Source organism: Nonomuraea sp. B19D2 (assembly GCF_040137845.1).
Taxonomy (GTDB): Bacteria; Actinomycetota; Actinomycetes; order Streptosporangiales; family Streptosporangiaceae; genus Nonomuraea.
In genome coordinates, this window is sequence record NZ_JBEFAK010000062.1 from 1 (window position 1) to 24,334 (window position 24,334).

Consider the following 24,334-nt stretch of genomic DNA (forward strand, 5'->3'; position numbering starts at 1 on the left):
CGGTCCCGCTGGCGGGGGGCGGCCGGGCCGCGCGGCACACTCAGTCCTTGAGTTCGCTCTCCAGCAGGCTCATCAGGACCGTGTCATGCCACCGGCCGTTTCTGCGCAAAGTGTCCCGGGCGCGACAATCCTCAGCCCTTGCCCCGCAGTCCTTCTCACCGATGGAGATGTCGAGCTCGGCGCCACCGGTCTCCGGCTCGGCACCGCTGAGGGCCACGCGGCCGATCAAGCGGGCGGACTCCGGCACGGCCACCGAGCCGCCGGGCCGAGCGCCGAGGGTGGCGCGTCCGTGCCGCCAGTGCCATACTCACTGTTATAGAACTCATTAAAGAGTTATAGAACGATAGGAGCATGGCATGCGAGACGTGTTGCCGTGGCGTGAGCCAGTCCCCCTGGACGGGACGATGGGCGAGCCCCGAGCGCGGGGCCGGTTCGGCGAGTACGGCGGACGGTACGCGCCGGAGTCCCTGGTGGAGGCGTGCCGCGAGGTGGACGAGGCGTTCCGGGAGGCCTGGGCGGATCCGGGGTTCCGCGGTGCCCTGGCGCGGCTGCTCGCCGTGCACGCCGGGCGGCCGACCCCGCTCACACCGGCCCGCCGGCTGTCGGAGGCGCTGGGCGTGCAGCTGTACCTCAAGCGCGAGGATCTCACCCACACCGGATCCCACAAGATCAACAACGTGCTGGGCCAGGCCCTGCTGGCCACCCGGATGGGACGGCGCAGGCTGATCGCCGAGACGGGAGCGGGCCAGCACGGGGTGGCCACCGCGACCGCCGCCGCGCTGCTCGGGCTGGAGGCCACGGTGTTCATGGGCGAGCGTGACATCGAGCGGCAGGCGCTGAACGTCTTCCGGATGCGCATGCTGGGCGCCGAGGTGGTCCCGGTGACCGCGGGCAGCCGTACCCTCAAGGACGCGACCAGCGAGGCCATGCGGCACTGGGTGGGCGCGACCGGCGACTCCCACTACTGCATCGGCTCGGTCGTCGGACCGGATCCGTACCCATGGATGGTCAGGGAGTTCCAGCGGATCATCGGCGACGAGGCCCGCGGGCAGTGCGCCGCCGAGCTGCGGACCGGTGTCCCGGACTACGTGGTCGCGTGCGTCGGCGGCGGCTCCAACGCGGCCGGCACGTTCGCCGGATTCGCCGACACCCCGGCGCGCCTGGTCGGTGTCGAGGCAGAGGGCGGCGCCGGGGCGGCCCGCGGCCGGCTCGGCGTCATGCACGGCTGCCGCTCGCTGTTCCTGCAGGACGACGACGGGCAGATCACCCAGGCGCACTCCATCGCCGCCGGGCTCGACTACCCGGGAGTCGGCCCGGAGCACGCCCACCTGCGCGACCTGGGCCGGGCCCGCTACGTCACGGTGACCGACGACGAGGCGGTCGGCGCGGCGGTACGGCTGGCGCGTACCGAAGGCATCGTCCCGGCGCTCGAATCGGCGCACGCCCTCGCCTGGGTGATCCGCGCGGCGAGCGGCGGCGACCTGCCCGCAGGATCGACGGTGCTGATGACGTTGTCCGGCCGGGGCGACAAGGACGTCTCAACCCTGAAGGAGCTGCTGTGACGAACCCCACCCTGGCCGCGGGCGCGGTCGAACGCCACCTGCGTGCCCGCCGGGACACCGGCCGCGGCCTGCTCATGCCGTACGTCACCGGGGGGATCACGCCCGGCTGGACGGACTACCTGCGGGCGTTCGCCGCCGCCGGGGCGGACGCGATCGAGGTCGGCCTGCCCTTCTCCGACCCCACGCTGGACGGCGTCACCATCCAGCAGGCCAGCGACACGGCACTGGCCCGAGGGGCGAGCACCCGCCGGATCCTCGCCGACCTGTCCGGCATGCCGGACCTGGGCGTGCCGCTGGTCGCCAGCACCTACTACAACCTGGTGCTGCACGACGGCCCCGAGGCGTTCTGCGCCGCGCTGCGCCGGGCCGGCGTCGGCGGCCTGATCGTGCCCGACCTGCCGGTGCACGAGGCGGACGAGCTGACGGACGTGGCCGTCGCCGCCGGGATCGAGCTGGTCCTGCTGGCGTCGCCGGTGACCCCGCAGCCGCGGCTGGCGGAGATCTCGTGCCGCAGCCGCGGATTCGTCTACGCGGTGTCGCTGATGGGCACCACCGGTGAGCGGGCCGCGCTCGCAGCTTCGGCGGCGGAGCTCACCGAGCGGATCAGGTGCGTCACCGACCGGCCGGTCTTGCTAGGATTTGGCATTTCCACCCCGGACCAGGCACGCGAAGCCCGCCGGCACGCCGACGGCGTGGTGGTCGGCGCCGCGGTCGTGCGACGGGTGCTCGACGGGGCTGGGCCGGATGACCTGCGGGCCTTCCTCGCGACCCTGAGGCAAGCCCTCGACCAGGAGTGTGACCGACCACGATGACCTCCGACGCCGGGCACGAGGCGAGATACCGCGCCATCGCCGCCGACCTCGCCGCGAAGATCCGGTCAGGACACTACGCCCCCGGTCAGGCCCTGCCGCCGCAACGGGAGCTGAGCGTCTCCTACGGGGTGACCCTCATGACGCTGCGCCAGGCGTTGCGGGAGCTCAGCGACGAGAGACTGATCGTGCAGCAGCCCGGCAGGGGCACGTTCGTCGCCCCGCCCCACCTGGCGTACCAGCTCGACTCGCTCCGCAGCCTGGTCGACGACCTGCGTAAACAGGGTCACGACGTGCGCACCGCGGTGGCCGGGCGGGCGGTGCGCCGGGCCCCCGCCCAGATCGCCGCGGAGCTGCGGCTGCGTCCCGGCGACACCGCCCTGCGGCTGGAGCGGGTCCGCGAGTTCGCGGGACGTCCCGCCGTACACCAGGTGTCCTGGATCCGCCGGCCGGTGGCCGACCAGATCCGCGACCGCGACTTCACCACCATCTCCCTCTACACGGCCCTCGCCGACGCGGGAGTGACGGTCGCCCGGGCGTCCGAGGTGGTCCGGCCCGGTCTGCTCGACCCCGCCGCCGCCCGCCACCTCCACGAACCGCAGGGCAGCCCGGTGCTCATCAGCACCCGGATCACCTACACGCTCGACGCCACGCCCGTGGTGTCCGACCATGCCACCATCCTCGGCAGCATGATGGAGATCCGCACCGAACGCGCCGCCACCGGCCTCTCTCTCACCTGGGGCGCCACCAGCTGAGCACCTGTGTGCGGACTGTCCCACCGTGGCGACGAGCCGGACCTTGCGCGTCGCGTTCCTGGGCAACTCGCTCTCGATCTCGAACGCGGAGGGGACCTTGTACGCCGCGAGCCGCTGACGGCAGAACCGCGGCATGGCGTCGACGTCGAAAGCGGCCTCATCGGCGACCACGACATGGGCGCGGACACCGGCGTATTGAGCATCGGCACGTGGTGCCCGGGATGGCGGCCGCGTTGCAGGCGGGCGCGCTGACCGCCGATGCGGTCGCGCTGGAGGCCCGCAAGATTGTCCAGGCCGACGACAGTCCAGAGCCGGGCCCGCCGCCGCCTCGGCCGGAGCGGCTGGCTTTGGCTGGATGAGCCGCAGGTGGGCGAACAAGGCGGGTGCCGCGAACACAGGAGCCCACCGGCGAACGGAGAGCGCCCGGAGACGAAGTTCGGCGGACGATCATGGGTTGACAAGAGGCGGCCGAATCCAACACCCTTTCACTATTCGAATAGTGAAAGGGTGTTTTGTTGATCGAGTTCAACCTGGACCGCGGCTCGGGGGTTTCGACGTACCTGCAACTCGTTCACCAGGTCAAACAGGCGCTCCGCCTCGGTACGCTGCGGCCCGGCGACCAGTTGCCGACCGCCCGCGAGGTGGTCGAGAGGCTGGCCATCAACCCCAACACCGTGCTCAAGGCGTACCGGGAGCTGGAGCGCGAAGGACTGGTCGAGGGGCGGCCGGGGATGGGGACGTTCGTCCGGCAGGGCATCGCGGGTGCGACGCTCGCCGAGCACACGCGGCTGCGGCGCGCTCTGGAGGCGTGGGTGCGCGACGCCCGCGCGGCCGGGCTCGATCAGGAGGACCTGCGGGCGCTGTTCACCGTGGTCCTGGCCGACGCCGCGAAGGAGGGCGTGGCATGAGTCCCGCGCTGGAGGCGACCGGGCTGGGGGTCCGCTATCGCCGTACGTGGGCGTTGCGCGACTGCTCGCTGTCCGTGCCCACCGGGCGCGTGGCGGCGCTCGTCGGGCCCAACGGCGCGGGCAAGACCACGCTCATGCACGCGGCCGTCGGCCTGCTGCGGCCCGCGATGGGAAGCGTCCGCGTGGCCGGCGAGGCGGCGTTCGTGGCGCAGGACAAGCCGCTGTACGAGAGCTTCACCGTCGCCGAGATGCTCGCCTTCGGCCACCGCATGAACACCCGCTGGGACGACGCCGCCGCTGCCGACCGGCTCGCCGGGCTGGGCATCCCGCTGGAGCGGAAGGTGAGCGGGCTGTCCGGCGGGCAGCAGGCGCAGGTGGCGGTCACGCTGGCGCTGGCCTGCCGCCCCGACCTGCTCGTGCTGGACGAACCGCTGGCCAACCTCGACCCCCTCGCCCGCCACGACGTGATGCGCTCGATCATGGCGGAGGTGGCCGGGCGGGAGCTGACCGTGCTGCTGTCCTCGCACGTCGTCTCCGACCTGGAGGAGACCTGCGACTGGCTGGTCGTGCTGAACGGGGGCCGGCTGCAGGTCAGTGGTGACATCGAGGAGCTGCTCGACGGGCATCTCGTGCTCACTGGGCCGGACGAGGCATCGGCGGCGGGCACGCAGGTGGTGGGCGCGAGCCGTACCGGCAGGCAGGTGAGCATGCTGGTCAGGGGCGCTCCCCCGCTCGATCCGCGCTGGCAGGCGCGCCGCCCCGGGTTGGAGGAGCTCGTCATGGGCTACCTGCGCAGCCCCGAGTCGGCGGCGCTGCCGGGGCTGACGGGGGTGGGCGCGTGATCTGGGTGACGTGGCGCCAGCACCGGGCGCAGATCCTCGCGACGACGGCCTTCCTGGCGCTGCTGGGAGTGCTGCTGCTAGGTTCGGCGGTGGAAGCGAGCCGGTACGTGGCCGAGCACGCCCCGCCCGGCTGTCCCGGACCTGCCGTGGCGTGCGGCGACCTGGCGGTGGCCCTGGGGCAGCGCTACGACGCGGTCTACTCGATCTTCGGCTGGATGCCGCTGGTGGCGCCCGCGCTGGTCGGAGCGTTCTGGGGCGCGCCGCTGCTCGGCCGCGAGTACGAACGCGGCACCCACCGCCTGGCCTGGACCCAGTCCGTGCCCGTGTGGCGGTGGCTGGCAGTCAAGCTGACGCTCCTGGGCGCGGCGGTCGTGGCAGGGGGGCTGCTGCTGTCGCTCATGGTCAGCCTGTGGCGGCCGGTGTTCAGGACCGGGGTCGACTCCACGTTCGGCAACATCGGCGTGTTCAACATGGTCGGGGTGGAGCCGGCCGCGTGGTGGCTGTACGCGTTCGCGCTCGGCACCGCGGCCGGCACCCTGTTCCGGCGTACGCTGCCCGCGATGGCGCTGGTCGTGGCCGGTGTGGCGGTGACGATGTTCACGCTGTTCCAGCTGAGCGATCACTACGCCGAGCCGGCGCGTACCGAGCTGTCCGGCACCGTGCTGCTGGACGATCCCGACGCCCGGCTGGTGAGCGCCGCCTGGGTGGAGCCGTCCGGGAGGGAGGTCGCCGAGCCGTCGAACAGCGGCTGCCCGCGTCGGGTGGACGTGGGGCAGAGCAGCAAGAACACCGAGGCGTGGCAGGCGTGCCTGTTCGGCAAGGGCTACCGGTACGCGGTGTACCACCATCCGGCGTCCCGGTTCTGGCGCTTCCAGTGGACCGAGGCAGGGATCCTGGCGCTCGCGTCGGCGGCCCTCGGCGGCCTGGCCGTGCGCCGCACCCTCCGCCGCCCCGGCTGACAGGCCGGTCCCGCCAGTGCTCCGCATCGGCCGCTCGGGCTGTCCTGCGGCCCGGCCGAGCCGGCGGGACGAGACCGGGGCTATGGTCGCGGGCGGTGGGGCGCATCCGGCGCTGGACGGTGCGGAGCCCGCCGCCCGTCAGGTAGCCCATCACCCCGACCTTTGAGTGCCGTCGGTGCATGCGTCAAGCGACGTCGATCGCCGGGCTACGTTGCCGGCAGAGGGACAGCGGACTCCTACCGGCCCTCGACGGTCTGCGGCGGGGCGGGCAGGGCCAGGCACAGCGCGTCGAGAGCCGCCGTGAACAGGTGCTCGGGCGGGGTGCCGTACCCGATGACGAGGCCGTCACGTGGGGGCATGGCACCGGCGGGGTGGCGGTAGGCTCCGAGGCCGTCGAGGGCCAGGCCCAGGCGGCGGGCGGCGCGAAGGGCGGCATCCTCGGTCCCCGGCGGGAGGTCGAGCACGGCGTGCAGGCCGGCGGCGATGCCGCTGACGCGGATGTGCGGGGCCCGCCGGGCGAGCGTGGTGGTGAGCTGGTCCCGGCGCCGCCGGTAGACCTTGCGCATGCGCCGCAGGTGGCGCTCGTACGAGCCGCTGGACAGGAAGTCGGCGAGGGTGAGCTGGTCCCCCACGCCCGACCACGTCTCCCGCGGTCCTTTTGCCGCGACCACGCGCTCCACGAGCCGGCCGGGCAGCACCATCCAGCCCAGCCGCAGCCCGGGCGACAGGCTCTTGCTCGCCGAGCCGAGGTAGACGACGCGGTCGGGGTCGAGGCCCTGCACGGCGCCGACCGGGTCGCGGTCGTAGCGGAACTCGCCGTCGTAGTCGTCCTCCAGCACGATGGCGCCACTCGCGCGGGCCCAGTCGACGACCGCCGCCCGCCTCTCGGGGTGCAGCGGCCCGCCGGTCGGGTACTGGTGCGCGGGTGTCAGCAGCACCGCGCGGGCACCGGTGGCGGACAGTTCGTCGACGCGGGCCCCGTCCGCGTCCACCGTCAGCGGGACGGTCGCCGGTCCCGCCTCGGAGAGGATCGAGCGGTGGAAGTCCAGGCCGTACGACTCCACCGCGATCGGGCCCGCCAGCACCTGACGCAGCAGCCGCAGGCCGGAGGCGAAGCCGGCGCAGACCACGATCCGGCCCGGCTCCGCGCGTACGCCGCGCGCCCGCGCCAGATAGTCCGCCAGGGCCTGGCGGAGTTCGATGCGGCCGCGCGGGTCACCGACGCCGAAGGCCTCGGTGGGCGCGGCGGCCAGCGCCCTGCGCGCCGAGGTCAGCCAGGCATCGCGGGGGAAGGCGGCCGCGTCCGGTGAGCTGGGCGCGAGGTCGTACAGAACACGGCGGGGCGCCGGGTGAACCGGGCCGTGGGCGGGGCCGGTCTCCAGCGGAGCCGCGCGCCGGGCGACGCGGGTGCCCGAGCCCTGGCGGGCCGTCAGCCAGCCCTCCTCGGCGAGCTCCGCGTACGCCTGGGCGACGGTGTTGCGGGCGATCCCCAGGTCGAGCGCGAGGGCGCGATAGGGCGGCAGCCGGGTCCCGGGGGCCAGCCGCCCGGACCGGATCGCCTCGCGCAGCGCTCCCATCAGCCGCGCCCGCACGCTGCCCGTGCCGCCGAGGTCCAGGTAAAGCTCGCTGCCGTTCCGGGGTTCGGAATTGGCCCATGATTCCGCCACGGAAATGAACCATATCGTGGGTGCTTTGGGCTCCTAGCGTGGTGGCCATGACAACCGTTCAGGTCCCCGAACGCATGAACTTCGCCGCCGTGGCTCCGCGCGTCTTCAAGGCCGTCCTCGCCCTGGACGCCGCCGCCCGCGAGGGCCTCGACCCGGCGCTCCTCGAGTTGGTGCAGATACGCGCCTCGCAGATCAACACCTGCGCCTACTGCCTCGACTACCACACCCGCGACGCCCGCAAGGGCGGCGAGAGCGAGGAACGCCTCTACCAGCTCAGCGCCTGGCACGAGTCCAGCCTGTACACGGCCGAGGAGCGGGCCGCCCTCGCCCTGACCGAGGCCGTCACCCTGCTGCCCGACGGCGTCTCCGACGAGGTCTACGACCAGGCCCGCGAACACTTCGACGACGAGGAGCTGGCCCAGCTCATCGCGCTGATCTTCACGGTCAACGTCTGGAACCGCATGAACGTGACCACGCGCAAGACGCCCGGCACCCCCTAGTTCCACAGCTCCCCCACGTCACGGGCGGCGGCCACGAGCCGCCGCCCATGCCATGTCCACGACCTGGCAACACCTTCAAGGAAAGCGTTGTGACACTCGCCGACTCACCGCCTAACACCGCTCGCCGTCCCCTCCGAGGATGGCTCGCCGTATGCGCCGTGGCCCTGGGCATCTTCGCCCTGATGACCTCCGAACTGCTGCCCGTCGGCCTGCTCAACCCGATCGGCTCGGCCCTGAATGTCTCCGAGGGCACGGCCGGCCTGATGGTCACCGTGCCCGGGCTGGTCGCCGCCGTCTCCGCGCCCCTGGTGACCGTGGCCACCGGACGGTTCGACCGGCGTCTGGTGCTGGCCGTCCTGGTCGGCCTGGTGGGCGCGGCCAACCTGGCCTCGGCGTTCGCAACCGGGTTCGCCGTCGTGCTCCTCGCCCGGATCCTGATAGGAGTCAGCGTCGGCGGGTTCTGGTCCATCGCCGGCGGCATCGCGCTCCGGCTGGTGCCCGAGCGGCACGTGGCCCGCGCCACCGCCGTCATCTTCGGCGGCGTCGAGGCCGCGTCCGTCCTCGGCGTGCCCCTCGGCACGCTCACCGGCGACCTGCTCGGCTGGCGCGTCGCGTTCGCCGCCGTCGGCCTGCTCGGCCTGGTCTCGCTGGCCGGCATGGCGGTGCTGATGCCGAGGGTGGAGCCGCAGCAGACGATCACCTTCGCCGCCCTGCCGGCGGCTCTGCGCTCCCACGCCGGGGTGCGGGTGGGCATCGCGATGACGTTCCTGGTCATCACCGGCCACTTCACCGCCTACACCTTCGTCAGGCCCATCCTGCAGGGGGACGGCGTGGACGACGCCATGATCAGCACGCTCCTGCTGGTCTTCGGCGTCGCCGGCCTGTGCGGCAACTTCATCGCCGGTGCCCTGATCACCGGGCGGCTGCGCCGGGCCGTCGTCGCCATCGCCCTCGTACTGGCCGCTGCCATGGTGCTGCTCGCGTCGTCCGGCGACGGCGCCGTCCCGCCCGCCGCGCCCCTCGTCCTGTGGGGTCTGGGTTACGGCGCCGTGCCCGTGACCTTCCAGAGCTGGATCCTCGACGCCGCCCCGGACGCCGCCGAGGCCGCCTCGTCGCTGTACGTCTCGATGTTCAACCTGTCCATCGCCCTCGGCGCCCTCGTCGGCGGTCTCGCCGTCGACACCCTGTCCACCGGCAGCACGCTGGCCGTCGGCGCCGGACTCGTCCTGCTGACACTGCCCGTGATCGGCTGCACGCGCGGTGGAAGGAGCCGGGACGCCGCGCCGAGCCGCTGACCCCGTCGGCGCACTGCGTGCCATCCCCGCGAACGCCGAGCGCCAGGCCGGCTCCAACGCCCGCCGCGGTGTCGCCGGACCGGACGCCGCCAGGGCCTGGTCAAGGCCTGGCCGGGCCCGGTCGGTTCCGATGAGGGGTGGCTTTCGGAGCTGCCCTTCCGTGATCTCCTTTCGTCGTTTGAGAGCGCGGCATCGTGGTCAGGAAGCTCCGCCAGGGGCCCTGAGAATCAGCCTTCCACAGTCACCGAAAAAGTGATATCACTTTGCTAGCAAGGTGAAGTCACCTAGAAGGGACGGACGATGGCGAACACATCGGGCGGGGCCGCACTTGAGGCCGCCGTCGTGGACATGCCCGCACCGCGCACGAGCGAGCACCCGGTGCGGGCGGCCAACGGGTTCGTGATGCTGGGGGTGGCGACGGCGCTGGACCTGGCCGGGATCGCGCTGCTCGTCGCGGGAATCGTCATGCTCGCCTCGGGGGCCGGGCAGGGCGGCATGTGGGTGGTCATCGGGAGCATTCTGATGATCCTGCTCGGGTTCTTCATGTACTTCGGCCTCACCGCGGTGGCGCCGGGCGAGGCCAGGGTGGTGCAGCTGCTCGGCCGGTACGTCGGCACCCTGCGCACCCCCGGCTTCCAGTGGGTCAACCCGATCACGGTGCGCCGGCGGGTGTCCACGAGGATCCGCAACCACGAGACGGACGTGACGAAGGTCAACGACGCGGAGGGCAACCCGATCCAGATCGCGACCGTGGTGGTCTGGCAGGTGCAGGACACCGCGCAGGCGGTCTTCGAGGTGGACGACTTCGTGGAGTTCGTGGCCATCCAGGCGGAGACGGCCGTGCGGCACATCGCGGGCAGCTATCCGTACGACGCGCACGGCGAGCCCAGGCTGTCCCTGCGGGACAACGCCGACGAGATCAACGAGCGGCTGTCCACGGAGATCGCGGCCAGGGTGTCGTCCGCCGGGGTGAAGGTCATCGAGTCCCGCATCATCCGCCTGGCGTACGCGCCCGAGATCGCCCACGCCATGCTGCGCCGCCAGCAGGCGGGCGCAGTGGTGGCGGCCCGGCAGCGGATCGTCGAGGGGGCGGTCGGCATGGTGGAGATGGCCCTGGCCAGGCTCGCCGAGCGCGACGTGGTCGAGCTGGACGAGGAGCGCAAGGCGGCCATGGTGAGCAACCTGCTCGTGGTGCTGGTCGGTGACCGCGACACCCAGCCCGTGGTCAACACGGGCACGCTCTACCAGTAATCACCATGGAGCGGAAGAAGATCCTGCTGCGGCTTGACCCGGTGGTTCACGACGCGCTGGCCAGGTGGGCGTCCGACGAGCTGCGCAGCACGAACTCCCAGATCGAGTTCCTGCTGCGCAGGGCTCTTTCCGAGGCCGGACGCCTGCCCAACGGGGTGGGGCGGATGCGCCCACGCGGACGGCCGAGGAAGGCACCAGAGGACGACACAGGTCAGGAAGAAGAAGAGGAGCGGGCGGATGGAGACGCGAGTGAAGCAGGGTGAGTCACTGACCCGATCGGCCTTCCTGCTGGCCTTCGACCTGCGGAAGGAGAAGCTGACCCAGCGGGGCGAGCTGGGCTACCTGCTGCGCGCGGCCACCCTCGCCGAGCTGCTGCTGGCGGGCAACCTGGCGGACGAGTCGGGCAAGGCGCGAGCTCTCACCGCCCCGGCCGCCGAGCCGGGTTCCCTGCGGGCCGTGGTCTGGGAGCAGATCTCGAACTCGCCGCCCCGCTCGTGGCGGCGGTGGGTGCAGAAGGACAGCGGCAAGGCGGTCCGCGTGGTGCGCGACGAGCTGGCGGCCGCCCGGATGATCAGCGTGGAGCGGCACCGGATCCTGCTGTTCCCGGTCGAGCGGATCACGCCGCGCAAGGCGTACCTGTCGCGCAGGCTGGCCGAGCGCGTCGGCCGGGCCATCCGCGGCGGCCAGCCGGTCGGGCACCTGGATGAGGACGTCCGCGTCCTGGCGGCGCTGGCCACGGCGGCCCAGCTCAAGACGGTGGTTCCCGCCTGGCGGGAGACGCGTCTGCGCCGGGACCGGATCCAGCAGCTGTCCGCGCCCATCGAGCCCATCGCGACCGCATTGCGCAAGAGCGTCGAGGCGGCCAAGTCGGCGTACGGAGGAGGCTGACACGATGAATCCCGGCGGTTCCCACCGCCGCATCGCTTCCTGACGCGACAGGCTCAGCCGCCATGCTTACCTCGTCCAGCAGCGTACGCAGCAGTCGAAACCACACCCGACGTGCACAGTCCGCAAAGGCAGTGCGACGACCCCGGTGGCGATGCCTCCGACGGTGAGCCGGTCCGACGCAGCGACGACGTCAGGGACCCGGGTGAGAGGTCATCGGCTCGCCGTACCGGTGGGCCACGCGGACCAGACTGGACGCTCTCCAGGCGGCATCCGTGCTCAGCGCAGCTGATCATGATGGGTAGCGCGGCGAGCAGGAGGACACCGCGACCTGGTTCGGCTGGGCAAGCGGGCCAGACCCGCCGTGCCGTCCGCCACGGACGGCCGCGCACCGGCGGCCATCGGACGGGACCTGCGCGTCGTGGTCATGCGCGCCGACAACCCCGTGCGGTGAGGACCTGCAGCCGGCGGCGCCGCCGAGAGCGTGAGAGGGACCATCCGGCTACTGCGACCGATCCCTGCTCCGCTCTCCAGCGCGTGGGGGCCGCAGCCGGATCTCCAGCTTCTTGTCACGCGCAAGCCGGTCCGCCACCTCGTTGAGCCGGGCGCAGACGTCCTTGATGTTCTGGTGGGCCTTGTTGCGCTCAGCGATGATCGCGGCGAGCAGCAGCGCGGTCAGCGCCGCGGAGGCGTTGTAGGCCTGGAGGGCGACCATGTTGAGGAAGAGGTTGTGCTGGGCGAACGGGCCGGAGTGGTGCGCGGCGGAGACGATCGCCACCGTCGTCGTGATCAGCGCGCACGCCGCGGCCCCGAGGAGTTGGAACCGCAGCGCGGACCAGATCAGGAAGGGATAGACGAGGAAGAGCAGGTTGATCGGGCCCACGGTCGCCACCAGCGTGACGAGGAAGGTGCCCACCAGCAGCGCCGCCCCTTCGACCCAGCGGAGCGGGCGGGCGTCCCACGGCATCCGGGTCGTGCGGCTCACGAGCAGGAGCGGCGTGACCACGAGCACGCCCATCGCGTCGCCCGTCCACCACACCGACCAAGCGGTCCAGAACTCGCTGGGCCGCAGCCCGCCGGCGAGCACCAGCGAGCCGGCACCCACGGTCGCGCTGACCAGCATCCCGGCGAAGGCGCCGAGGAACACCAGGGCGAGCGCGTCACGCAGCCGGTCCAGTTCGATGCGGAAGCCCACGCGCTCGAGCAGGAGGTACGCGCAGACCGGCGCGAGCGTGTTCCCCGCGGAGATGACCAGGACGGCGGCCATCGTCGGCCCGATCGACACGTTGACCAGGAAGGCGCCGAGGGTGATGCCCGGCCAGATCCGAAGGCCGAGGAGGAGCAGGGCGGCCAGCCCGATTCCCGTCGAGGGCCACAGCGGCGTCACCTGCCCTCGGACCAGCTGTTGTTGCAGCCCCAGTTTGGCGGCCACGAAATAGGCGATCGCGACGGCGAGGATTTTCCCGGCCGTCATGGCATGATCCCGTAGCCCGTAGTGGACGGCGACAGCCTTCATAGGAACACCTCCGGCCCCACCGAATCGGCGCCCGGTCTAGCGCGTACCGCGGCAACAGTCGTCTCTGCCCTCACCTGCCCGTTCAGTCTCGGGTTCCGGCCTTGGGCGTGGCATGACCGGCCCTGTTTCAAAACTAGTCATAATCCCGCCAGATGGGACTAAACACCGGGTAATCGACATATACGTCAAAGGCGATATCGCAATAAAAAAGGAAAGGATGCCCCGTCGTGGCGAGATTCTTTTTTGAGATCGACGTGCACCAGACAACGCTGTCGCACCACTACCGGGTGCTGCGCGAGGCCGGCGTGACGTGGACGACTGTGCAGGGCCGTACCCGGCTGGTACGAATGCGCCGAGACGACCTCGACGCATTGTTTCCCGGCCTGCTCGACTCCGTGCTGGGGCCGGCCACCGATCGCCTCGATCGCGAGCCTGGACCTGCTCGCCGCACGAGAAGGGCGCGGCTCGCGATGGTCCTCGCACCGACTTTCTGGATAGATGTTTCTGGACGGCCTCTCCCAAGCTCGCTACAGCGACGCGTGACCAGAACCCACAGCTCCGGCTCGACGCATTGGCGGCCAGCGGTTACGACAAGCTGGTCATGGAAAGGAGTCGGGCAAGCGCGGGGTCGCGCGACCGGCATGGCAGGCGCTCTTGGCGCTGCCCAAGGCGGGCGACACGCTGAAGTTCTGAAAGTCCGACCGGTGAGTCCGCTCGGCGGGGCACGTGCTGACCACGGTCAACGAGCTGCGCGACCGCGGCATCACCGTGGTGGAGTTCACGTCGCTGTGCGGTCAGGGCATGGCTCGGCCCTCCGTGTACCCGGCGGGCAGGCCGAAACGGCAAGAGGCATTCTTGATTAGCAGTTGGCGCGCGGTCATTTTCTGCAGCACCGCCCGCACACCATCAACGTCCGGCAACCCCATCGCCTCGGCGACCTGTCGAGGCCGCCACATGCGCGTCGGACCTTGCCGGATCAGGTGCAGGATGCGCTCCGGCGCCGGCCGCGTGCCCGAACCGTCTGCCGCGATGGGTGGGCCGGCTTGGCCGGCCCCGTCGATGGGCGAGGGTGAGCCATCACGGAGGACGGGCGAATCGGAGATCTGGCCGGGTGCCAAGCGGTAGCAGGCATCGTCGTTCTTGATCACACGGTTCTTGGCCACCATGTGATTCAGCGACATGCGGACGTTGTTGATCCCGTTTTCTCCCAGCGCGTCGGCGACCTCGCGGGCTTTCCACCAGCGCTCCGGATCGGCCAGGAACAGGTTCCTGATCAGCTCGCCGCGACCTGGGCGGCCCTTGCCTACCGGTCCCGCGTCGGCCTTACTGCTCTGCTCACGCGGCAGTGCCTGGCCGACCGCGACTGTGTCGGCTGGACTGGGTGGGAAGAGGTGGCCTGTCCGACGTACCGGCGCATCGTCTGCGTCATGGCCTCGAGTTCGGCGGTCCGGGCCCCGGGCCGCGGCGAGGGCTTGCTCGTGCTGACGTTCCTCGGCGCGAGCCGCCGCCAGCATGGTGGGCATGTGTGATGCAAAGCCTGGGCGAAGGCATCGGTGGCAGCGCATGGCAGGTCCGGCGCGTGATGCATACGCCGAACTTACATTTGGTGATCACAAAGGCGCGGTACGTGGTGGCGCGTGTCGCGCGGCGTATGGCTAAAGAAGGACCCGGCGGCGTCGCGGCGACGTCTTTCGAGGTTAACGGCCGCCTTCCTGCCGCGGGTGAGCCAGACGGCGTGCTGCCGGTAGCCGATGAGGTCCGCCACCGGGTCGGCATCCTCGCGGTCGAGGTAGGCGTTGAATTCAGTGACCAGGATGGCCATCGAAGTGGCAAGGCGCACCGGTGGTCGTCGGGCGTCATGGCCACGAGTGCATCGGCGTCGAGGACGGCTCGGTCGTGGCGCTCCACCGCGCCGAGGCCCGCCAGGCCAAGGCGCGCGGCGCACGCCAACGTATGGCGGCGCGACATCCCTATAGTTTAACTGTGAGTTACTGAGTCGCTACCGTGTGGGTATGGAGAGAGTGTCTCCCACTCTCATCACCGAACCGAGGTTCCCCGGTATGCCGCACAATACTTTCACCTTGTTCGTGGCGACTCCTTGCAGCGCAGTATGGATGTGATCGGCGTCGGCCTGGGGCGCACGGGAACGCACTCGCTGAAATTCGCGCTGGAACGGCTCGGGTTCGGGCCGTGCTGCCACATGTACGATCTGATGGCCGCGCCGGAGAAGGCCCATCCCTGGCTGGCGGCCGCCCGCGGCGAGCAGGTCGACTGGCGCGAGGTGTGCCAGGAGTATCGGTCCACAACCGACTTTCCCGGCTGTTCTCACTGGCGGGAACTGACCGCGTGCTATCCACGTGCGAGCGTCGTGCTGACCGTACGTGACCCTCGTTCCTGGTACGAGAGCGTCATGGCCACGTTCTTCTCCCCAGCCACCTCCTACATCAGCCCCGAGCAATCGCCGATCATGGAAGCCGCTCGGCTGCGCGCTGCTACGGACTTCAAATGCCGGCCCGACGACGCCGAGGGAATGATGGCCGCCTTCCGCGCTCACAACGCCGAGGTCCAGGCCACAATCCCCGCCGACCGCCTCCTCGTTTACCGGGTCACCGAAGGTTGGGGACCGTTGTGCGCGTTCCTCGGCCTCGAGACGCCGGACGAGCCGTTCCCCAAGGTCAATGACCGCCGTTCCTATGAGGAGGCCATGGTGTCCCGGTTCCGCCAACATTGCGGAGGCCCCCGCTGAACTCCCCATCCGCCAACCTTGCAGGCACCGACGTCCCCCTGGCGGTCGTGCTCTTCTCTGGAGGGCTCGACTCCACAGTGCTGGCCGCCCACTACCGCAGGACGCACCGGTTGCTGCTGATCTCATTCGACTACGGTCAGCGGCACGCCACGCGCGAGCTGGCAGCCGGTATGGAGGTGGCCGCGCACCTGGCAGCCGAGCATCACACGGTGACGGTGACGGGTCTAGGCCCGTTGCTGACCGGGTGCTCGCTGACCGACCACCGTGAGACCGTGCCGACGATGGACCCCTCCGGCGCCGCCCTGCGCTCGATCACCATCCCCAACCGTAACGCCTTCATCACCGACATGGCCGTGTCCATCGCAATGGCGCGCCATGCCGAAGTGGTGGCGCTCGGTATACACCACACCCGTGAGGGCTATCCGATGCCGGACGGCCGACCCGACTTCTTCGCGGCCTACCAGGAGATGGTGCGGCTGGCCTCCCGCGGATTCCACACGCCGCGCGTGGAGGTTCCGTTCATCGGCATGCAGAAGGAGGACATCGTCTCCTACGGCCGGCGGCTGGACGCGCCCCTTGACAAGACGTGGACCTGCTACCTCGACGGCCTCGTCCACTGCGGCACCTGCCTGGCGTGCCTGACCCGCAAGAGCGCGTTTGCCGAGAGCGCGACCCCCGACCCGACCATCTACGACAGCGAGGCTTTTGATGACTCATCAGATCCGCATCCGGCATAACTTCGAAACCGCTCACCGGCTTCCCCATCTGAGTGGCAAATGCCTGAACCTGCACGGCCACTCGTGGTGGGCCGAGGTCACCGTGCAGGCGAGACGGCTGAGCGAGGACCACACAGTCGTCGAGTTCGGCGCGTTCAAGAAGGGACTGCGCGCGTTCATCGACGAGTACCTCGATCACGGCGCGATGCTGGGCTCGAGCGATCCGCTTGCGCCGCTCCTGGCCTCGCACGGCAGCAAGGTCTACCTCTTCGGTGAGCCGCCCTATGCCCACGACCTGCCCCACCCGACGGTCGAGGCGGTCGCGGTGCTGCTGGCCAGGGCCGCCCAGGCGATCCTGAACGAGCTACCGCACGCCGCGGATGCCACGGTCAGCCAGGTCGCGGTGACCGAGACACACGTCAACGCGGCCGAGTTCAGGCCACGGGGTGACCCGCTGACCGGGAGCCAGGTGCTGAGCCGGGCCTCGCTCGTCCCGGGGGCGGCGCCGTGACCGTGGAAAAGCTGCCCGAGGCGGCGGCACCGGCGGTGAACGGGAGCCAAGCACCTGAGCACGCGCGGCGGATGATGGAGGCGCTGGGCCTGCCGCTGGACACGCCGGGGCTCGCTGGCACCCCCACCCGCCTGGTCGCTGCGCTGCGCGAGCTGACCACCGGTATATGGGAGGACCCTGGCCGGCACCTGGAGGTCACCTTCCCGGCGGAAGCGCCCAATCCCGGCATCATCGCCGTCACCAACATGCCGTTCATCTCGCTCTGTGAGCACCATCTCCTGCCCTTCACCGGAAGCATGACCGTCGCCTATCTCCCCTCGCCGGGCGCGCCGATCGTCGGGCTCTCCAAGCTGGCCCGCATGGCGCAGGGGTTCGCCGCGCGTCCCCAGGTTCAGGAGCGCTTGGGCGAGCAGATCGTCGAAAGCCTGGCCAGTCGGGTCGACTGCCAGGGTGCCGCCTGTCACGTGGCCGCCGAGCACTTCTGCATGACCCTGCGCGGCGTCAAGGCGTCCGGGGCCAAGATGACGACACTGCATTTGAAGGGGGTCTTCGAACGAGATCCGCACATTCGCGAGGACTTCCTGCGTCTGCATCGCCCCTGAGGCCCAGAGCGGGGGCGTCACTGCGAGAGCGGGGCGTCCTGTGGCTCGTAGCGGCCGCGCGCCAGCACGCCCCGCGGGTCGAACACGTCCTTCAACCGTCGGAGCACGTCCGGTGGTCCGCCCGCGGACATGTGGTCGACATCCAGCCGGTACGGCCGCCAGCCGTGCTCGGCGAAGCGGCGATGCAGCAGGTCCAGCGCCTGGTGCGCGGGGGCCGCCACAGCCTTGGGGAACAGGCACGACACCGCGAGGTCGATGACGTCGCCGGTGATGGCGTTCACCGTGGCCTGCCAGCGCGTGCCCGTGTCGGCGGCCACCTCACGCACCAGCGCTCGTGCCTGTGCGACCGCCTCCCCCTGGAAGGGCAACAGCGGCAGGAAGAACAGGTAACCGGTGCCGGAATTGGCGTCGACACCGCTGGAAGCCGCGCCGAACCAATCTCGCAGCACGGCCTCGTTCCCGCCCGGATCGCCGCCCAGGCAGCGGCGCAGCTGATCGGGCAGTTGCTCGCTGCCCTGGTGGGCGCGTACGTCGTCGAACAAGCCGCTACGTTCGGCGCGACGTATCAGCAGCCCGCACGCCAGCTCGGCCAGCTCAGGATCGCCGTCCACACAGGAGTACGCAACACACTCCTCGGTGTCGGGTGGCTGGTAGATCTTCAGCACGCCGCCGATCAGCCGCTGCCCACGACAGTCACGCAGCTCGTCCACCGCCGCGGCCAGCCGGGTGGCACCGAAGGTGAGCCGGACCAGGTGCACGGCGCGAGGGCGGGGCAGCAGCCGGATCACCGCCGCCGTCACCACGCCAAGGTTCGACTGGACGAACAGCGGCATCAACGCCGGACCTACCTCGTGCCGGTACGGCACCACCCGGCCCTCCTCATCAGGCCAGCTCCCCAGCCGCACCAGCCGCCCGTCGGCCAGCACCACCTCCAGCCCCGCCACGTCCTCGCACCGCTGACGGCGCAGCCCCACTCCCCGCTCCAGCGCGTTGCCCACGATGCTGGTGTGCGCCGAGGAGGCGGTGACGTTCAGCATGTACGGCCCGCCGGCCAGGAGTTCCGCCAGCCTGCCCTGGGTCACGCCCGGTTCCACCACGGCGGCCCCGACGTTCAGGTCCATCAGTCGTATCCGGTCGAGCCGCCGCAGGTCGAGCAGCACAGCGTCGTCATGGACGGGCTCACGCGAGCCCAGCCCCCAGTTGTGCCCGGTGCTCAGGGGGTAGAGCGTCACGCCTGCGACAGCCGAACCCACGATGCGCTTGACCTGCTCCACGTCGCCGGGGCGAAGTGTGCCCAGCACCCGCCGGGGCCGGAACATGCCCACGTTGGCGGCAACGGCCGATTCCACCGTTCCGTCCGGTCCGAGCCGGCGCTCCCACTGCCGCAGCCAGCGTTCCGCCTCGCTCATGCTTGGCGCTCCTCTCCGGGCGGGCCGTTTTCCCTGAATTCATTACACATAGTAATGATATGACAACGGAGAGGTATAAGAGAAGTGTTGCGGTGGGCGTTCGGGCCACCCGGCGTGGGCTGTGCCCGGCAGCGGCCGCGTCCAGGAGGCCTGGCTACTGGAGCCATGTCCACCATCCTTGGTCAAGGAGGCCACATGACGACGAGCACGCACGACGCCTACTACGACCTGTGCCTGCGGCTGCTCGGCCCTTGGCGTACCACCGAACTGACGGGGGCCCAGCTCTGTGAGGTCGGCGAAATCGTCCATGGCGCGCCAGAACGCTTCTCCCTGTACGGTGTCGCCGCCCCCGCCATGGCGGCCGCAGGGCTGCGGATCCTGGGCCGGACCGCCGCCGAGTGCTGCGTCGACACGATGGCACGGGCCGTCGCGCACACGATCGCCGATCTGCACGGCCCGCCGGACGGAAGAGACGGCCCGCTTGTCGCGGAGCTGTTCTGTGGCTCAGGCAACCTGAGTCTGCACCTCGGCCGCGTGCTCAACCTGCCCGTACATGCGGCCGAACTGGACCCACTCGTCCACCACGCCACCCGCCACAATCTCAGCCGGATGGGAGCGCCGACCCGGCTGCGGCTGATCGACTATCGCGACCTCCTCTCCCAGCTCCCCGCCCGCGGGCCACGCGACACCTATATCGTCGAACCCCCATGGGGGCCGGCCATCACTCCCGCCGGACTCGACCTGCTCGGCACCTCGCCGCCCGTACCGGAGATCCTGGCCGACATTCTGCGAGCGCGTGGTCACCAACCGTGCCTGATCGCGATCAAGACCATCGACCACATCCTCCACGATTCCCTCAACGTCGCGTTCGCCGACGCCCACCACCTGCGGACCATCGCAAGCGAGTGGCCGTTCCCCGATGGCACCAGAATGCAGTTTCACTTCTACCGCCTCGGGCCCGGCGCGTGACGGCCGCGACAGGCGCTTGCCGCGCTCCTGCCGAGGAACCGCCTTCCGCGCGAGGTGTTTCAGAGAGGCGACGCGGCGCAGTCGAAGACGCTTGTCAGGCGGCCGGCGCGGCGAGGCCTGCGATCATGCCGATCACTCACGAACGTCATGTGACTGGCGGGCACGCGGGTCTTGGCATCGATAGCCACTACGTCGCCGGCGCGGGTGGCGAGCATGTCGGGGAAATAGCGCAAAGCCGAGTTCGTTCGGCTCAGTGCCTGGCAGAGGGCCGCGGGAAAGGTGCCCTTCCCCGCGGGGGTCACCTCCCAGCCGCGTCTGCTGAGTTCGCTCACGACGTATTGCTCGTGCTGAATGCCGATGTCGTAGCGCTGCTGCCGGCCATGCGGGCGGCGTGGCGGTAGTCGGCTGCGGCGGACTGGTGGCTGCGGGCGGTGCCGGCGAGGGTGGTGGGCCGAGCTCGCGCGTTATGACGGGGTTATGACGTCGGCCTGCCAGCCTGGGTCCGCGACAACGCCCGCAATACGGGACATTTGGGAAAGGCAACCATGAGATCGGTACTACGGTTGGCTGCCGCGGCTGCGCTTGTTGCCGCGGGCACCGTCAGCATGGCCACGCCTGCCAGGGCTGCCTATGAGCCCTGGATCCCCTGGGAGTGGGGGACGTACGTTGCGAGAACGCCCAACTTCAACGACGTGCGGAGCTGCACATGGGATCTGACGAATCGTGCCGCCCGAGCCTGCGCCACGAGGACTGCCGTCTACGTCGGCGACGGTGCGCCGGACAGTCGGTCCGCGGTGGGTGAAATGGTGGTACATATCCCCGGCAGCACCTCCAGGGTTGTATGCCGCAACGGCGCCGGTTACGGCAAATGGGTCAAGTGCCCGATCGACACGACTAGCGCGGTCAACATTGAGGTCGGCGCAGGAACGTACGGCTACGACGGCTACCACGACTTCAGGGCTCCACGAGGGGTTTACCCAGCCTGAGACGACAGGCCGAGTCAGAACAAGACGACGGTGGCGGGCCCCCGTCCGCTGGCTCCGCGGGCGCCATTTCCACGGTGATGGCTGGTGGTACTGTCACCGGCCTGCTGGTGTGGCAGAACAACGACTCGAGGCCGGTCCTTCAACGTCTGTGACGGCTTGGTGAGTCTCACCGGCGCCGACGAGATCACGCGCGCGACCGTACGGCTCTGGCCAACCGCGTACCGCTTCAAGAAGGGACACCGCATTCGCATCCAGGTCTCCAGCGGCGCGTTTCCGCGCTACGACCGCAACCCCGGCACGGGCGAGCCGCGCGCCACCGCCACCACACTGCGCGCCGCAGACCAGTATGTCTACCACCATGCCGCGCACCCGTCGGCCATCCTCCTTCCCCGAGCAGGTGCCTTGCCGGGGAAACGCGAGCAGGAAGGTGCGGTTGTTGTGTAGGTGATCTCACCGGACGCGGGCCAGGTGACATCGCCGTGCCTCGCCTCACCGGCACCGAGCGGTACCTGCGCGTACACCGCAACCTCACCGAGGCGCTCGCCGCGGCCATCGCTGGCAGGCGCCGAGCGCATTGGGATGCTGGCCGTGTTCTCGGGTGCGGCCTGATGCTTCACCAGCACCGCATGTCCAGCCAGGAGTGGTCGTCCATGGTGCCGTCCAGGTCGATGATCAGCGAGTCTGTGGCGGAGGTCTCCTCTGTTGGGGTGCCGGGCTCGTCGAACGGTGTCCAAGCCACGATCTCGTAGTCGCCGAGGTCTCCGTCGGGATCCTCGATCTTCGCCTTGCGGTAGTAGTTCAGCACCTCTTGGACGGGTCTGTTGGTGGAGAGCTCGAAGCGGATGGTGTACCAGCAGTCGCCGGAGTCGCCGCTCACCTCGACTTGCGGGTCGAAGAGCCCGAAGTCCGTCCCGGGCGGCAGCGGATACTGCTGGATGCGGTCTGCCATGCCCGCCAGCCGATGGTCGCTGATCCAGGCGGGCGCCATGACGATCAGCCCGAGCAGCGCGAACGGCACCAACGGCAAGGCCAGCCAGCCGATCCGGCGGGCTATCCGGGAGTGTCCGGACTTTTCCGGTGATGCGGGTGCGGGCGTGTCTTGGGGGGGTCGGCATGGGTCACATGATCGCGTACGGGTGGGTTCAGGTGCTACCGGGAAGTCCTACGTCGACAACGACTGTCTCGACTCATCGAAGCTGATGCGCAGAAGATCGGGGTCAGCCGGGAGAACAGGAGTTCCGGCCATGAGCGGATCTTGAACTCTCTGACCGCCGAAAATATCGAGGTACCGAGCTCCGTCGTGGGGCTCGCGCCAGCCGTGCTTCCGGGTCACCCGTGCCCGCCGGCGGCGGCGAGTGACCGGAGCTTTCCGCCGTTGGCGTCGAGCCAGTGGGTCGTGTCCTCCAGCTTGCGGATCCGGTCGGCGACCTCGCCGAGCTGGGCCTTCCCGTTCAACCAGCGACCCCCTCGCGACAGGGCGCTACCGACGGCCCGGGCGAGGAGCAACCGGGGCAGCGCGTCGGCCTCGGCGGCGTCCAGCGGGCGGACCGAGGCGTACCCCCGGAGAAAGGCCGCCGTGCGGAGCTGCCAGTCGCGCGTCTCCAAGGCCCCGCTGTAGAACAGCGCCGCCGTCACGTCCTGGACCAGGAAACCGACCCCGGCAAACTCGAAGTCAAGCAGCCCACTCACCTCCCCGGTGTCCTCGTCGACCAGCACGTTCGAGACCGCCAGGTCACCGTGGATGACCTGGGTCGGCAGCGCGCCGCCGCCCGCAAGCCACTCCTGCCCGACGCGGCGCGCCACGGCCTCGAGACGGGCGACCCGCTCCGCGCTGATCCCAGCGGCGCGCAGCTCACGGCAAAGGCCGCCAACGTGCGGCACGGCAGGGTGCGCCAGAAGATTAACGCGCCACTCCCCCAGCCCCTCTACTGGCGGCACGCCCAGCATCGCCTCGCCGAGCAACCCGGCCGCCCGGCCGAAGCGCTCCAGTGCCGTCTGGCCCGTGAGGTCGGGCCGCACACCGGGGATCCACCGGCAGACGGTCGCGGGCCCGGCCGCAGTCTCGATCACCGTGTCCCCGCTGAGCGCGGCGACTGGCTCAGGCACCTGGAAGGGAAGTCCGGCCTGCCGTAGCCACCGCAAGAGCCGGTGCTCGGCGCCCACCTGCGCGGCGGACAGGGTCTGGCTGACCCGGAGCACAAATCGCAGGCCCCCCTGGCGAAGCAGGAACGTCTGGTTGTTGGTCCCCTGCTCGGCCCGGATGATCGTCGTGCCTGAGGGGAAACCCCACGCTGCCAGCAACCGGGCCAGGAACTCAAGATCGGCGAGCGCGCTCACGCGCCAATTCTGGCGGCATACCCAGGCCGACGTGCAACCGGTTATAGGCGCCCTCAGAGCAAGGAACGGCAGAGGGTTCCCATTCTGGTCAACCAGCCGGGGCCGCGCTTTCCTACTCGGATCGAGCTGCGCAATCTCGGAAGTACGGCTGGCGCGAGGCCCACCACGGAGCTCGGTACCTCGATATTTTCGCAGGTCAGCTGAGCGCGATAACGGCGCAGGCGATCGACAGCTTGCCGCTGGGCAGAGCATCGATGCCGATCTCGAGGTCACTCCTGGCCAGGCGGTTATCGATGGTTACGCCGGCGAGCTGGTCGGCCATGTGCCCTGCGGCATGGTGCGGCCCTCGCGGAGAGAGCTGCCCCTGCGCCGCTGAGGGCCGGCAAGCACCGGTCGAAGACGCCGGTCACGCAAACCGGCATGGCTCGAGGTGAGACGGCCGCCGCAGTCACGCGCCAACCAGCACGCGGCAGAGCCGGGCGACCTCGTCCAGCAGACGCTGGCGATCTTCCGGCACGTGCAGGGCGTGGTCGGCGCTTCCGTGCATGGCGTGGTAGAGCACGATCGCGGTCGCCCCTGGGTCGCGGACGGTCGTCTCCTCCTCCAGAAGTTGCCGCAACGCGTCGACGGCCACGTTGGGGCCCGGCTCCTGCGAGGTTTGCGGCTCGTGCCGGAAAAGGACGTCGTGCAGCCGGGTGTCGGACAGATATTCGGTGATGCCGGCCAGGAGCCAGGCTTCCACCCGGGCAAGACCGGTCTTGGCATCGGCGGCGTGGCGCTGGTGGGCGACGAACCGTTCGACGTAGCGGTCGCGAAGCGCCGCGATCAGCTCGTCCTTGCTGGCGAAGTGCAGGTAGAAGGTGCCTTTGGCGACTCCGGCGCCGACGACCACGTCATCGATCTTGAGGGTGTCGACGCCATCGGCCAGGACGAGCCTCTCGGCGGCGTCGAGCAGGTCGCCGCGTCGCTGCTCGCTGGATTTCGTCCGGGCCACTGCGCCTCCTTCTGAGCCTTTGCCGATGACGACCTTAGTGGATGGACGACCACACTCCCTTGCGACCGATAATCGTTTCCACTACATTCTGACTGACCGTCAGTCACTTGCATGT

The 24,334-nt window shown here is 70.2% G+C and carries 29 protein-coding genes; 18 read left to right on the plus strand and 11 right to left on the minus strand.

Annotated elements, in window-relative coordinates:
* Positions 1–40 precede the first annotated feature (40 nt).
* Positions 41–253, minus strand: a complete 213-nt coding sequence (locus ABN273_RS52735) for a hypothetical protein (RefSeq protein WP_349457299.1) — start codon at positions 251–253, stop codon at positions 41–43.
* Between the two features lie 103 nt (positions 254–356).
* On the opposite strand from ABN273_RS52735, the gene trpB reads away from it, so the two are divergent.
* From trpB to ABN273_RS52770, 7 genes are all read left to right on the plus strand, one after another.
* On the plus strand, positions 357–1,562 hold the full coding sequence (trpB, locus tag ABN273_RS52740; protein WP_349457300.1) for a tryptophan synthase subunit beta: 1,206 nt from the start codon (positions 357–359) through the stop codon (positions 1,560–1,562).
* Positions 1,559–2,374, plus strand: a complete 816-nt coding sequence (gene trpA, locus ABN273_RS52745; protein ID WP_349457301.1) for a tryptophan synthase subunit alpha — start codon at positions 1,559–1,561, stop codon at positions 2,372–2,374. The genes trpB and trpA overlap by 4 nt, the downstream gene beginning before the upstream one ends.
* Entirely contained in the window at positions 2,371–3,126 is a 756-nt protein-coding gene (locus tag ABN273_RS52750) for a GntR family transcriptional regulator (protein WP_349457302.1), read from the plus strand. The genes trpA and ABN273_RS52750 overlap by 4 nt, the downstream gene beginning before the upstream one ends.
* A 221-nt stretch (positions 3,127–3,347) precedes the next feature.
* The gene (locus tag ABN273_RS52755) at positions 3,348–3,485 is read left to right on the plus strand and encodes a hypothetical protein (RefSeq protein WP_349457303.1); all 138 of its coding nucleotides are present in this window, start codon (positions 3,348–3,350) and stop codon (positions 3,483–3,485) included.
* 156 nt (positions 3,486–3,641) lie between these two features.
* On the plus strand, positions 3,642–4,034 hold the full coding sequence (locus ABN273_RS52760; protein WP_349457304.1) for a GntR family transcriptional regulator: 393 nt from the start codon (positions 3,642–3,644) through the stop codon (positions 4,032–4,034).
* Positions 4,031–4,876: an ABC transporter ATP-binding protein gene (locus tag ABN273_RS52765; protein WP_349457306.1), complete on the plus strand. Its 846-nt coding sequence runs from the start codon at positions 4,031–4,033 to the stop codon at positions 4,874–4,876. Before ABN273_RS52760 ends, ABN273_RS52765 begins: the two co-directional genes overlap by 4 nt.
* The gene (locus ABN273_RS52770) at positions 4,873–5,835 is read left to right on the plus strand and encodes an ABC transporter permease (RefSeq protein ID WP_349457307.1); all 963 of its coding nucleotides are present in this window, start codon (positions 4,873–4,875) and stop codon (positions 5,833–5,835) included. The genes ABN273_RS52765 and ABN273_RS52770 overlap by 4 nt, the downstream gene beginning before the upstream one ends.
* 236 nt (positions 5,836–6,071) lie before the next feature.
* Here the strand turns inward: ABN273_RS52770 and pdxR are convergent, their stop codons facing one another.
* Positions 6,072–7,502, minus strand: coding sequence for a MocR-like pyridoxine biosynthesis transcription factor PdxR (gene pdxR / locus ABN273_RS52775; RefSeq protein WP_349457308.1), 1,431 nt, complete (start codon positions 7,500–7,502; stop codon positions 6,072–6,074).
* Positions 7,503–7,549: 47 nt separating this feature from the next.
* Between pdxR and ABN273_RS52780 the strand changes: the two genes are divergently transcribed.
* The 5 genes from ABN273_RS52780 to ABN273_RS52800 all read left to right on the plus strand — a co-directional run bounded on the left by ABN273_RS52780 (position 7,550) and on the right by ABN273_RS52800 (position 11,436).
* The gene (locus tag ABN273_RS52780) at positions 7,550–8,002 is read left to right on the plus strand and encodes a carboxymuconolactone decarboxylase family protein (RefSeq protein WP_349457309.1); all 453 of its coding nucleotides are present in this window, start codon (positions 7,550–7,552) and stop codon (positions 8,000–8,002) included.
* A 47-nt stretch (positions 8,003–8,049) separates the two neighbouring features.
* Entirely contained in the window at positions 8,050–9,297 is a 1,248-nt protein-coding gene (locus ABN273_RS52785; RefSeq protein WP_349457310.1) for an MFS transporter, read from the plus strand.
* A gap of 300 nt (positions 9,298–9,597) precedes the next feature.
* Positions 9,598–10,548, plus strand: coding sequence for an SPFH domain-containing protein (locus tag ABN273_RS52790; RefSeq protein WP_349457311.1), 951 nt, complete (start codon positions 9,598–9,600; stop codon positions 10,546–10,548).
* Positions 10,549–10,553: 5 nt separating this feature from the next.
* On the plus strand, positions 10,554–10,811 hold the full coding sequence (locus tag ABN273_RS52795) for a type II toxin-antitoxin system antitoxin (RefSeq protein ID WP_349457313.1): 258 nt from the start codon (positions 10,554–10,556) through the stop codon (positions 10,809–10,811).
* On the plus strand, positions 10,786–11,436 hold the full coding sequence (locus ABN273_RS52800) for a GPP34 family phosphoprotein (RefSeq protein ID WP_349457314.1): 651 nt from the start codon (positions 10,786–10,788) through the stop codon (positions 11,434–11,436). The genes ABN273_RS52795 and ABN273_RS52800 overlap by 26 nt, the downstream gene beginning before the upstream one ends.
* Before the next feature lie 499 nt (positions 11,437–11,935).
* Here the strand turns inward: ABN273_RS52800 and ABN273_RS52805 are convergent, their stop codons facing one another.
* The 3 genes from ABN273_RS52805 to ABN273_RS52815 all read right to left on the minus strand — a co-directional run bounded on the left by ABN273_RS52805 (position 11,936) and on the right by ABN273_RS52815 (position 14,771).
* Positions 11,936–12,949: an MASE1 domain-containing protein gene (locus tag ABN273_RS52805; protein ID WP_349457315.1), complete on the minus strand. Its 1,014-nt coding sequence runs from the start codon at positions 12,947–12,949 to the stop codon at positions 11,936–11,938.
* Positions 12,950–13,743: 794 nt separating this feature from the next.
* On the minus strand, positions 13,744–14,472 hold the full coding sequence (locus ABN273_RS52810) for a hypothetical protein (protein ID WP_349457316.1): 729 nt from the start codon (positions 14,470–14,472) through the stop codon (positions 13,744–13,746).
* A gap of 74 nt (positions 14,473–14,546) precedes the next feature.
* Positions 14,547–14,771, minus strand: coding sequence for a hypothetical protein (locus ABN273_RS52815; protein ID WP_349457317.1), 225 nt, complete (start codon positions 14,769–14,771; stop codon positions 14,547–14,549).
* A gap of 288 nt (positions 14,772–15,059) precedes the next feature.
* Here ABN273_RS52815 and ABN273_RS52820 point away from each other — a divergent pair, with 288 nt between their 5' ends.
* The 4 genes from ABN273_RS52820 to folE are packed head-to-tail and all read left to right on the plus strand — an operon-like array spanning position 15,060 to position 17,524.
* Positions 15,060–15,695 (plus strand): sulfotransferase family protein, encoded by a 636-nt coding sequence (locus ABN273_RS52820; RefSeq protein WP_349457318.1) that lies wholly within the window; start codon positions 15,060–15,062, stop codon positions 15,693–15,695.
* Positions 15,677–16,432 carry a 7-cyano-7-deazaguanine synthase gene (locus ABN273_RS52825; protein ID WP_349457319.1) on the plus strand — a complete coding sequence of 252 codons (756 nt, stop codon included), beginning with the start codon at positions 15,677–15,679 and terminating at the stop codon, positions 16,430–16,432. Before ABN273_RS52820 ends, ABN273_RS52825 begins: the two co-directional genes overlap by 19 nt.
* Positions 16,404–16,922, plus strand: a complete 519-nt coding sequence (locus ABN273_RS52830; RefSeq protein ID WP_349457320.1) for a 6-carboxytetrahydropterin synthase — start codon at positions 16,404–16,406, stop codon at positions 16,920–16,922. The genes ABN273_RS52825 and ABN273_RS52830 overlap by 29 nt, the downstream gene beginning before the upstream one ends.
* Positions 16,919–17,524, plus strand: coding sequence for a GTP cyclohydrolase I (gene folE, locus ABN273_RS52835; RefSeq protein ID WP_349457321.1), 606 nt, complete (start codon positions 16,919–16,921; stop codon positions 17,522–17,524). The genes ABN273_RS52830 and folE overlap by 4 nt, the downstream gene beginning before the upstream one ends.
* A gap of 17 nt (positions 17,525–17,541) precedes the next feature.
* On the opposite strand, the gene ABN273_RS52840 is transcribed toward folE, so the two are convergent.
* Positions 17,542–18,933, minus strand: a complete 1,392-nt coding sequence (locus ABN273_RS52840; RefSeq protein WP_349457322.1) for an FAD-binding oxidoreductase — start codon at positions 18,931–18,933, stop codon at positions 17,542–17,544.
* Positions 18,934–19,128: 195 nt separating this feature from the next.
* On the opposite strand from ABN273_RS52840, the gene ABN273_RS52845 reads away from it, so the two are divergent.
* On the plus strand, positions 19,129–19,902 hold the full coding sequence (locus ABN273_RS52845) for a class I SAM-dependent methyltransferase (protein WP_349457323.1): 774 nt from the start codon (positions 19,129–19,131) through the stop codon (positions 19,900–19,902).
* A 59-nt stretch (positions 19,903–19,961) separates the two neighbouring features.
* On the opposite strand, the gene ABN273_RS52850 is transcribed toward ABN273_RS52845, so the two are convergent.
* On the minus strand, positions 19,962–20,234 hold the full coding sequence (locus ABN273_RS52850; RefSeq protein ID WP_349457324.1) for a hypothetical protein: 273 nt from the start codon (positions 20,232–20,234) through the stop codon (positions 19,962–19,964).
* Positions 20,235–21,047: 813 nt separating this feature from the next.
* On the opposite strand from ABN273_RS52850, the gene ABN273_RS52855 reads away from it, so the two are divergent.
* Complete coding sequence (locus ABN273_RS52855) at positions 21,048–21,332, plus strand: CocE/NonD family hydrolase C-terminal non-catalytic domain-containing protein (RefSeq protein WP_349457326.1); 285 nt, start codon at positions 21,048–21,050, stop codon at positions 21,330–21,332.
* A 169-nt stretch (positions 21,333–21,501) separates the two neighbouring features.
* Here the strand turns inward: ABN273_RS52855 and ABN273_RS52860 are convergent, their stop codons facing one another.
* The 4 genes from ABN273_RS52860 to ABN273_RS52875 form a co-directional block, all read right to left on the minus strand.
* Positions 21,502–21,915, minus strand: coding sequence for a hypothetical protein (locus ABN273_RS52860; protein WP_349457327.1), 414 nt, complete (start codon positions 21,913–21,915; stop codon positions 21,502–21,504).
* Between the two features lie 302 nt (positions 21,916–22,217).
* Complete coding sequence (locus tag ABN273_RS52865; RefSeq protein ID WP_349457328.1) at positions 22,218–23,225, minus strand: phosphotransferase enzyme family protein; 1,008 nt, start codon at positions 23,223–23,225, stop codon at positions 22,218–22,220.
* Between the two features lie 196 nt (positions 23,226–23,421).
* Positions 23,422–23,547, minus strand: coding sequence for a hypothetical protein (locus tag ABN273_RS52870; protein ID WP_349457329.1), 126 nt, complete (start codon positions 23,545–23,547; stop codon positions 23,422–23,424).
* A gap of 126 nt (positions 23,548–23,673) precedes the next feature.
* Complete coding sequence (locus tag ABN273_RS52875) at positions 23,674–24,219, minus strand: TetR/AcrR family transcriptional regulator (protein WP_349457330.1); 546 nt, start codon at positions 24,217–24,219, stop codon at positions 23,674–23,676.
* Positions 24,220–24,334 lie beyond the last annotated feature (115 nt).